The 9,343-nt window shown below is 71.6% G+C and carries 7 protein-coding genes and 2 pseudogenes; 5 read left to right on the top strand and 4 right to left on the bottom strand.

The window, feature by feature from the left end:
- The 5 genes and pseudogenes from ND748_RS17955 to ND748_RS17935 form a co-directional block, all read left to right on the top strand.
- A pseudogene (locus tag ND748_RS17955) lies at window positions 1-730 on the top strand (hypothetical protein); the annotation flags it as partial.
- 207 nt (window positions 731-937) lie between these two features.
- Window positions 938-1,978: a thioredoxin-disulfide reductase gene (gene trxB, locus ND748_RS17950; protein ID WP_251746961.1), complete on the top strand. Its 1,041-nt coding sequence runs from the start codon at window positions 938-940 to the stop codon at window positions 1,976-1,978.
- An 89-nt stretch (window positions 1,979-2,067) separates the two neighbouring features.
- On the top strand, window positions 2,068-2,391 hold the full coding sequence (gene trxA, locus ND748_RS17945; RefSeq protein ID WP_044885652.1) for a thioredoxin: 324 nt from the start codon (window positions 2,068-2,070) through the stop codon (window positions 2,389-2,391).
- Window positions 2,392-2,894: 503 nt separating this feature from the next.
- Window positions 2,895-4,181, top strand: a complete 1,287-nt coding sequence (locus tag ND748_RS17940) for an N-acetylmuramoyl-L-alanine amidase (RefSeq protein ID WP_251746960.1) — start codon at window positions 2,895-2,897, stop codon at window positions 4,179-4,181.
- A gap of 218 nt (window positions 4,182-4,399) precedes the next feature.
- Complete coding sequence (locus tag ND748_RS17935) at window positions 4,400-5,038, top strand: GNAT family N-acetyltransferase (protein WP_251746959.1); 639 nt, start codon at window positions 4,400-4,402, stop codon at window positions 5,036-5,038.
- Window positions 5,039-5,351: 313 nt separating this feature from the next.
- Here ND748_RS17935 and ND748_RS17930 read toward each other — a convergent pair whose 3' ends face one another.
- The 4 genes and pseudogenes from ND748_RS17930 to ND748_RS17915 all read right to left on the bottom strand — a co-directional run.
- Window positions 5,352-6,344 carry a ParB/RepB/Spo0J family partition protein gene (locus ND748_RS17930; protein WP_251746958.1) on the bottom strand — a complete coding sequence of 331 codons (993 nt, stop codon included), beginning with the start codon at window positions 6,342-6,344 and terminating at the stop codon, window positions 5,352-5,354.
- The gene (locus ND748_RS17925; RefSeq protein ID WP_374215960.1) at window positions 6,341-7,336 is read right to left on the bottom strand and encodes a ParA family protein; all 996 of its coding nucleotides are present in this window, start codon (window positions 7,334-7,336) and stop codon (window positions 6,341-6,343) included. Before ND748_RS17925 ends, ND748_RS17930 begins: the two co-directional genes overlap by 4 nt.
- Window positions 7,299-8,123 carry a 16S rRNA (guanine(527)-N(7))-methyltransferase RsmG gene (gene rsmG / locus ND748_RS17920; RefSeq protein ID WP_251746954.1) on the bottom strand — a complete coding sequence of 275 codons (825 nt, stop codon included), beginning with the start codon at window positions 8,121-8,123 and terminating at the stop codon, window positions 7,299-7,301. The genes ND748_RS17925 and rsmG overlap by 38 nt, the downstream gene beginning before the upstream one ends.
- Window positions 8,124-8,461: 338 nt before the next feature.
- Window positions 8,462-9,343: pseudogene (locus ND748_RS17915) on the bottom strand (hypothetical protein); the annotation flags it as partial.

The raw sequence follows: 9,343 nt of genomic DNA, 5'->3' as shown, positions 1-9,343 counted from the left end.
GCCCGCGGCCCGCGGCCCGCGGCGACTGGTGCCGGGCGCGGCGGCGACCCCGCGGCGGGACTGGGTGTCCATCGCGGCGGTCTGCGCGGCATTCGTCACCTTCGGCGCCGCCGTCCTCGCCTTCTACGGCCTTCGGGTAGTGGATGCCAACCACCCGGTCGCGGCGTCGAGCGTCGCGCAGGGCCGGGACTCGGCCGGCACCGCGGCCGCCGGAGCCCGGTCGGGCCGGCTGACCATGATGGCGGACTCGCGGACGACCATCGTCCCGGCCGATGTCGGCCAACACGGCAGACAGCTGCTCACGGGGCAGATCGCGGGTTCGGTGACGCTGCCCCTGCCGCTGACCGGACAGACCGGGGACACCAGCGATGCGGGAGCCGTGGCGGCGCCCCCGTCGGCGGGCGCCGTGCCGTTCCAGGCGGTTGCCCCGGCCGCCGCGCGCCGTTCGGCCTCCCTCGTGGCGGCACCGCCGGCCACGGCCGGCCAGCGGCTGCGCGCCCTGCTGGACACCCCGGATCTGCGCTCCTGCTACCAGAGCCTCATCGCCCAGTCGGGCGGCGACATCCTCGCGGTCGACCGCGTCCGGTACGACGGTCAGCCGGCGCTGCTGATCGTGCTGTCCATCCCCATGCAACCCGCGGCGGCGCGGGTGCTCGTCGTCGACGCGCACTGCGGCGTCGTCAGCGTCTCCGCCGCACTGTGGTACAGCGCAACCACGCTGCGCAGGTAGCGTGACCATCGACACCGATGGTCGCCGGTTGCTCGGCACCGGCGGGTACAGGATGGAATCAGACGCCCTCGAAGACCGTTGTCGCTGTCGGACACCGTCTTCACGGATCAGACCCACGACCAGGGATCCCGACGCACCACCGAAGCGATAGGCACCCACGGGTCCGCCCCGGCTGACGGGGAATCGCGCAGCGTGAAAGGAGCGGGTGTGACAGCCCAGCAGCAGGTCCAGGACGTCACCGGTCACGGTGATCGACTGGTAGACGACGTGCGCGATGTCATCATCGTCGGCTCGGGGCCGGCGGGCTACACGGCCGCCATCTACACCGCCCGAGCCAACCTGCGGCCTCTCGTCTTCGAAGGCGCGGTCGCCGGCGGCGGCGCGCTCATGAACACCACCGAGGTCGAGAACTTCCCCGGCTTCCCCGAGGGCGTGCAGGGCCCGGAGCTGATGGAGAAGTTGCGCCAGCAGGCCGAGCGGTTCGGCGCCGAGCTGGTCGCCGACGACGTGACCGAGCTCGACCTCACCGCCAACCCGAAGATCGTCAAGGTCGAGGACCAGACGTTCCGCGCTCGCACGGTCATCGTCGCCACCGGCTCGGCCTACCGCAAGCTCGGCGTCGGGCACGAGGACCGGCTGCTCGGGCGCGGGGTGTCGGCATGCGCGACCTGTGACGGCTTCTTCTTCCGCGACCACGACATCGCCGTCGTCGGCGGCGGCGACTCGGCGATGGAGGAAGCGACGTTCCTGACCCGGTTCGCCCGGTCGGTCACAGTGATCCACCGGCGGGACAAGCTGCGGGCCAGCGCGATCATGCAGGAGCGGGCCTTCTCCAACGAGAAGATCCGGTTCCGGTGGAACGCCGACGTCGCCGAGCTCCTCGGCGAGGACAAGCTCAGCGGCGTCCGGCTGCGCGACACGGTCACCGGTGAGACCGACGACCTCGACGTCACCGGCCTGTTCGTCGCCATCGGCCACGACCCGCGCACCGAGCTGGTCCGCGGCCAGCTCGAGCTGGACGACGCCGGTTACGTCAAGGTCGCGCATCCCACCACCAAGACGAACCTCGACGGCGTGTTCGCCTGCGGCGACGTGGTCGACCACACCTACCGCCAGGCCATCACCGCCGCCGGCACCGGGTGCGCCGCCGCCCTCGACGCAGAGCGCTTCATCGCCGCCGGGGAGGGTCCCGGCGAGTCGACCCTCGAGGCCCCGCGGGTCTCCACCCCGGCGCCGCAGCCGGCCTGACGCCGCTCCCCCGCATCGGCCGCCCAGCCCACCGCCGACTTCCAGCTATCACCAATGCCCAGCCACCACATCCAGCAGGGAGAACAGCAATGGCAGGCACCACGCCCGTAACCGACAGCACCTTCACCGCCGAGGTCCTCCAGAGCGACGTACCGGTCCTCGTGGACTTCTGGGCCGAGTGGTGCGGCCCGTGCAAGATGGTCGGACCGGTCCTCGAGGAGATCGCCAAGGAGCACGGCGAGAAGCTGCGGATCGTCAAGCTGAACATCGACGAGAACCCGGAGACGGCCCGGAACTACCAGATCATGTCGATCCCGACCATGGCGGTCTTCGTCAAGGGCGAGGTGGACAAGAGCATCGTCGGCGCGAAGCCGAAGGCCGCCCTGCTGCGCGACCTCTCGCCGTACATCTGATCGCTTCCTGACAACTGACCTTCTCGACGGCCACGCGGCGCGCCCACCCCTGACGGATGGGTGCCCGGCAGGCCGCCGCCGACGGCCCGCCGCGCGTTCCTGCCGGCGGGCCGTCGGCGTATCCAGTGGACCGGGACTTCCCCCAACACTCCTGTCGCCACCGCACCCTCGTCGCCACCGCACCCCGCCAGCAGCGCACCCCGCCAGCAGGCGCACTCGCCTACCAGCGCGCCTTGCCACCAGACAATCCCCGCCGGGTGCGGCGAGGCCGGGCGGGGGCGAGCGGCGAGAATCGGCCTGCCATAGCACAGCGTGGACAGAATAGTCACGCTAGGTCAATGACGGAGGATCCTGTTCGCGGCCGGTCGGGACCACGTGAGCATGCCCTAGGCTTGAGATTCAGCAATCGGCAGTCGGGAAACAGTTCGTCGACGCGGCGGCCCCGACCACCGGGTTCCGCCGGGGAACACGTTGGGGGCAGGCAAGCTGAAAGGTACACGTTCGTGAAGCTGTTGCGGCTGGGAGACCAAGGTTCCGCCGTCGCCGAGGTTCGGGCGGCCCTGACTTATCTCGGTTTTCTTCCCGCGACCCCCCGGCAGAGCGGAGAACAGGGCGTAGCGCCGCCGCCCGGGGCACATCCCGAGGATTCGACCGGGGCCGAGCCGCCGGCGGCGGTCGCCCTGGCCGCCCCGGCGACCGCGGATGGCGCGCACAGCCCGGTTGCAGGGCCGGCCGGCGGCGCGGGCGATGCCCCGGCCGCTCTCCCCGACCGGTTCGATCGCGACCTCGACAATGCGCTGCGGGCCTTCCAGCAGAGTCGTGGCCTGTCCGTCGACGGGATACTCGGTCCGGACACGGCGCGGGCGCTCGAGGAGGCTCGCCACAATCTCGGCGACAGGTTGCTCTATTTCAGCGCCGCGCACCCCTTCGTCGGAGATGACGTGGCCGCGTTGCAGGAGCGTCTGTTCAACATGGGCTTCGACATCGGCCGGACCGACGGTATCTTCGGTCCCCGCACGGAGAGCGCGGTGTGCGACTTCCAGCGCAACCGTGGCCTGGATCCGGACGGTCGGTGCGGTCCGCGGACGCTGCGTGAGCTCAAGCGGCTGCGCCGCACCGTGACCGGTGGTCGTCCCGATGTGCTGCGCGAATCCGTCCGTCTGCTGGCCCGCGGCACCTCGCTGCTCGGGGTGGTTGTCGCTCTCGATCCCGGGCATGGCGGTGACGACCTCGGCATCGTCAGCGGTGGCCTCTGCGAGCGGGACCTCATGGCTGATCTCGCCACCCGGCTCACCACCCGCCTGCTCGACTCGGGCCTGGAATCCCACCTCATCCACGGCCCCGACGAGTCACTGAGCGAGGAGGAACGCGCTGCCCGCGCGAACGAGCTGGAGGCCGACCTGCTGATCTCGCTGCACACGGAGGGCAGCACCTCCCCCCACGCGCAGGGAGTATCGGCCTACTACTACGGCAATGCCCGCGGCTCCTCGGCCGTCGGCGAGCGATTCGCCCAACTTGTCCAACGCGAGATCGTCTCCCGCACCGACATGCTGGACTGCCGCACCCACCCGAAGGTCTGGGACCTGCTCCGCCGTACCCGGATGCCGACGGTCCGGCTCGACCTCGGCTACCTGACCAACGAGCACGACGCGCGTGCACTCGGCTCCACCGACTTCCGCGCCGCGGTCGCCGAGGCGGTCCTCGCGGCGACGCAGCGGCTGTTTCTCCCGCCGGAGATGGACGCCCCGACGGGACAGCTTCATGTCCCGCGGCTCGCCGGTCGCGCCTGACGGGTCCGCCGGTCCCTCCCGCGGAGGACGGGGCGGATGAGCTGGCCCGCCGGCCCGCACCCGTCCGGTTCGAGTCGCGAGAGCGGTTTCACGTGAAACGGACCCGGTGCGTCGAGGGTCGATCAGCACCGGTCGGCCTAGGCTGATGCCAAAACGGCCGCCGTCCACGCAATCGGTGGGGACGGCGGCCGGTGGCCGACCGCGGGAGTGCCCTTTCGATGAGCCGTCGCATCGCGAACATCACCCTGGACAACATCGACGACATGCCGCTGCCCTGCCGCCGCTGCGTGTTCTGGGAGCTCGATCCGGTAGCGCGCAGCCGCGCGGAGGAAACCGGAGCCACCGACCTGGAGAAGGAGGCCTGGGTTTCTGCGGCGCTACTCGAATGGGGGAGCTGCGGGAAGATCGTCTACGTTGACGACGTCCCGGCCGGTTTCATCATGTTCGCGCCGCCCGCGTATGTGCCCCGCTCGGTCGCCTTCCCCACCAGCCCGGTGTCGCCGGACGCCATCCTGCTGATGACGGCGCTCATCGTGGAGGAGTTCGCCGGCCAGGGCCTCGGTCGCATCCTCATTCAGTCCGTCACCAAGGAGATCCTGCGGCGGGGGTTCAAGGCGGTGGAGGCATTTGGTGACCTGCAGAACTCGGGCGCCCGGTGCGTGGTGCCCGCCGACTACCTACTGGCCGTCGGCTTCAAGACGGTGCGGCCTCATCACCGGTGGCCCCGGTTGCGCCTCGAAGTCAAGAACACGGTGAGTTGGCGCGAGGACGTCGAGGTCGCGCTGGAACGACTGCTGGGCTCGATGACGCCGGAGGGCGTGCTCCGCAAGGTCGGCCAGGCCGGCAACCCCGCCTGACTGCCGCCGGGACGCCGCGCCCCCGCGTCCCATACCGGCGGCCACTCCCCCGTCGGGCACCGTTCCTGGAGCTGCCAGCGCCACTGCCGCCGCCGAACCCGCAACGTCGGACGGCCGGCGCCGACGCGCCCCGCCAGGTCGGACGGCCCAGTCAGACCGGCCCAGTCAGACCGACCCAGCCATACCGACCCAGCCATACCGACCCAGCCGTGCCGCCCCAGCCCCACCCGATGTCGACCCAGCCGTGTCGACCCAGCCGTGTCGACCCAGCCATGTCGACCCGGCGACGGCAACGGTGACGCGGCCGGGACGGCTAATGCGCCGAAGCGGCGTCCGGCGCGGTCGCGGGGGACATCGCCGCGACGATCCGCTCCAGGTCCTCCATTGAGCCGAACTCAACCGTGATCTTTCCCTTGCTGCGGCCCATATCGACCTTCACCCGCGTCTCGAAACGGTCCGACAGCTGGTCGGCGAGACGCGACAGGGTGGGTGGGGTCGAGCGAGGACCGCGCGGGGCACGCTTGCGCGGCGTGTCATCGTCCAGCGCGACGATCTCCTCGACGGCCCGAACGGACAGATTCTCCGCGACGATGCGGGTGGCGAGCCGGTCCTGGGCCTCGGGATCCCGCAGCGAGAGCAGCGCTCGCGCATGCCCCGCCGAGAGCACGCCGGCCGCAACCCGCCGCTGCACCGCCGGCGACAGCCCGAGCAGGCGGATGGTGTTGGTGACGTGCGAGCGGGACCGGCCGAGCCGCCCGGCGAGCTCCTCGTGGGTTGCCCCGAAATCCTTGAGGAGCTGCTCGTACGCCGCCGCCTCCTCCAGCGGGTTGAGCTGCTGGCGGTGCAGGTTCTCCAGCAGGGCGTCGCGCAGCATGGCGTCGTCGGCGGTCTCTCGCACGATCGCGGGGATACGGGTCAGCTCGGCGAGCTGGGACGCCCGCCAACGCCGCTCGCCCATCACGAGCTCGTACTGCTCCGGCCCCACCTCGCGGACCACGACCGGCTGAAGCAGGCCGACCTCGCGCAGGCTCGCCGCCAGCTCCTCCAGCGCGTCCTCGTCGAAGTGCGTTCGGGGCTGGCGCGGATTCGGGACGATCGACCCGACCTCCAGCTCGCGGAAGGTGGCGCCCTGGACGGGCAACGGACCGGTGTTCTCGCCGCTTCGCAGGCCGAAGGCGCCGAGGGGCCCGCCGCCGGCGGAGCGGTCGGCCGCAAGGCGATCGGCGCCGGGCTCGTCCGCGGGCGGGGGAGCGACGGGGATGAGCGCCCCGAGCCCGCGCCCCAGACCGCTGCGGCGCGCGCTCACCTGACCGCACCGTTCGGCTCGAGGCCTCGCTCGGCGAGTTCACGGGCCGCAGCCAGGTAGGACAGGGAGCCGCGGGAGGTCGGGTCGTAGGTCAGCGCCGACTGCCCGTAGCTCGGGGCTTCCGCGAGCCGGACGTTACGGGGGATCGTGGTGCCCAGCACCCGGTCCCCGAAGTGCTCCTTGACCTCGTGTACGACCTGATCGGCCAGCCTGGTGCGCGAGTCGTACATGGTGAGCAGAATCGTCGTCAGGCGCAGGTCCTGGTTGAGGTGGGCCTGGACAAGCTCCACGTTGCGCAACAGCATGCCGAGTCCCTCCAGCGCGTAGTACTCGCACTGGATCGGGATGAGCAGCTCCCGCGCCGCGACCAGCGCATTGACGGTCAGCAGGCCAAGCGACGGGGGACAGTCGATGAGGACGTAGTCAACCTCCCGCTGCATGCTCTGAATGGCCCGATGCAGGCGGTTCTCCCGAGCCACAAGCGAGACCAGCTCGATCTCGGCGCCGGCCAGGTCGATCGTCGCCGGGGCGCAGAACAGGGCCGGCGCCTCGGCCGAGGGGACGATGACCTCGTCAAGCGGGCGGTCACCGAGCAGCACTTCGTAGATGGACGGCACGCCGGAGTGGTGGTCGATGCCGAGCGCCGTCGACGCGTTTCCCTGTGGATCGAGATCGATCACCAGAACGCGGATGCCGTGCGACGCCAGGGCCGCGGCCAGGTTGACCGTCGTCGTCGTCTTACCCACGCCGCCCTTCTGGTTGGCCACCGAGATGATGCGCCGCCGAGTGGGACGGGGGAATGGTTGTCGTCGTTCTGCCGCCAAGGCTTCCACTGCTGCTGCCGCCGCCGCTCCGATCGGGGTCGACCGGTCGAGAGGGTCCAGCGGGGGGATGGCGGAGTCGTGACCCCGATATCCCCCACCCACGGATCCGCCTCGGCCCGTCGACGCTGTTTCACGTGGAACGAGACTGCCCACGCGTCGGGTGGTCACGATCGACCTCCCGTGATCGTCGTGAGTCCCGCGCCGTTCGTCTGACCTGTCTGCCATCGTGCCGCTCACCGTCGCCGCGCCCTTTCCTGCCTTCGGCCCGGGAGAGCTGGGATGACCGCACGGCACGGAGGACGCGGGTGGGTTCGTCCACCCGTCCTTCTCCGCACACCACGACATCCACGGGATGCCACCCCTGGGTTCCGAGACTGCCGCGCGCGTCCTGCAACTCCTCCAGGATCCGCGAACCGCGCATCGCCAGCATGACACCACCCGGTTGCAGCATCGGAAGGAGGATTGCGCCCAGCCGCTCGAGCGGGGCGACCGCGCGTGCGACGGCTACCCCGAATCTACGACCCTCCGGGCCGATTCCGGCATCCGGCGCGCGGCCACGCAGGACGGAAACCTGGTCCTCCAGTCCCACGGCAGCCACAACCTCCTGAAGAAAACGGCAGCGTCGTTCCATCGGTTCGAGCAACACGACTCGCACGTCCGGGCGGGCCAGAGCGAGGGGGATTCCCGGCAGGCCGGCGCCGCTGCCCACGTCAACGGCGTCGACACCCTCGGGAACGACCTCGGCGAGGACCCCGCAGTTGAGCACGTGCCGCTCCCACAACCGGTCGGTCTCCCGCGGACCGATCAGCCCGCGTTCCACTCCCGCGGTCGCCAGCAGTTCGGTGAAGCGCTCTGCCGCCGCAAGCCGTGGGCCAAACAGCTCGGCCGCGGCCGCCGGCGTCGACGCCGGGGGACCCGCGGGACGCACCGGCCGCGAGGGATCGGAGTCGGTCATCGCACACCCGCCCGGGCCAGTCCGGAGGTGCCATCTCCTGTTGCCCCGCCATCCGTGCTGTCACCGATGACGACGGGTGGGCCGGGCCGGCCGGCTTCCCTGCGGGGCAGCGGATCGGGTGGGCCACCGCCGGGCGCCGCGAGCCGGGGGAGACAGGACGGGAGAGGGAGAGAACCGCGCACCCGACAAGCATCCCCGCCGCGCCCGGCGAGGCGCGCGCCGCGTGCCGCCAGATCCCGTCCGCCCGCATCGGCCGCGGCCCGCCCAAGCCAACCCAGAACCCCAAACCAACCCAGAACCCCAAGCCAACCCAGAGTTGCAAGCCAACCAGGGCCGGGTCAGTGGTAGGCGACGATGACCCGCCGGGGCGGTGGGACGCTGGGAGTGCAGCGGTCGTAGCGGGTCAGCACGCCGGTCAGCCGAAAGTTCCAGTCCTGGGTCGCGCACCAGCCGGCCCGGTGCAGCGACGCGAGCTGACCGGACAGGCCCGTCCGCTCGATGTCGAAGACGAAGACGAGCAGATGCCCGGGTAGGACGGGGCGGTGCGCAAGCTGGCCCAGTAGAGCGGGCTCGGCACCGCCGAAGAAGACGGTGTTCCCCCGGGCGATCCGGGCGGGCGCACCGACCCGGCCCATGGCGGGAACCCGGGCATCCGCCACCGGTCCCGCGGGCCGGTGGTCGCCGACGGCGCTCACCCCGCCGGCCGCAGAACCGCCGGTGACGGCGGCGGCGCCGCGCAGCGCCGGCACCGTCACCACCGAATCGACGGCGGACGGCTCATGCGCGGACGGCTCATGCGCGGACGTCACACCGGCGGACGTCACACCGGCGGAGTTCGCGGATGTCACACCGGCGGAGGCGGAGTCGGCCGTGCCACCTGCGCCGCCCCGTCGCGAGCGGCCGTCCCCGCCAGGGCCGGGCTGGCGATCGGCGGGCTCGCGCGGCCCGTCGTCGCTGGCCTCCATCGCGTAGAGCCAGCCCGGCCGGGCGAGTCGGCCGCCGACCGCGACGACGTCGCCCGGCCGGGCCACCCGTCTGGTGACGACGGCTGCGTCGACCATCAGGTCAAGGCCGCGCAGGCGGTCCCGGTGCTCCCACAGCGGCCGGCTACCCGACAGGGACGTCTGCAGGAGCAGCACGCCGCAGCCGGAGATCGCGACGACCGCCGCGAGGGGAAGCGCCACCGCGGCGTGGGCCAGGCCGACCCGCGAGCCTGCGGG

Origin of the sequence: Frankia sp. AiPs1, from assembly GCF_023716945.1 — a bacterium.
Taxonomy (GTDB): domain Bacteria; phylum Actinomycetota; class Actinomycetes; order Frankiales; family Frankiaceae; genus Frankia.
Note: the sequence above shows the minus strand (reverse complement) of the source record. Positions and strands in the feature narration are given on the sequence as shown.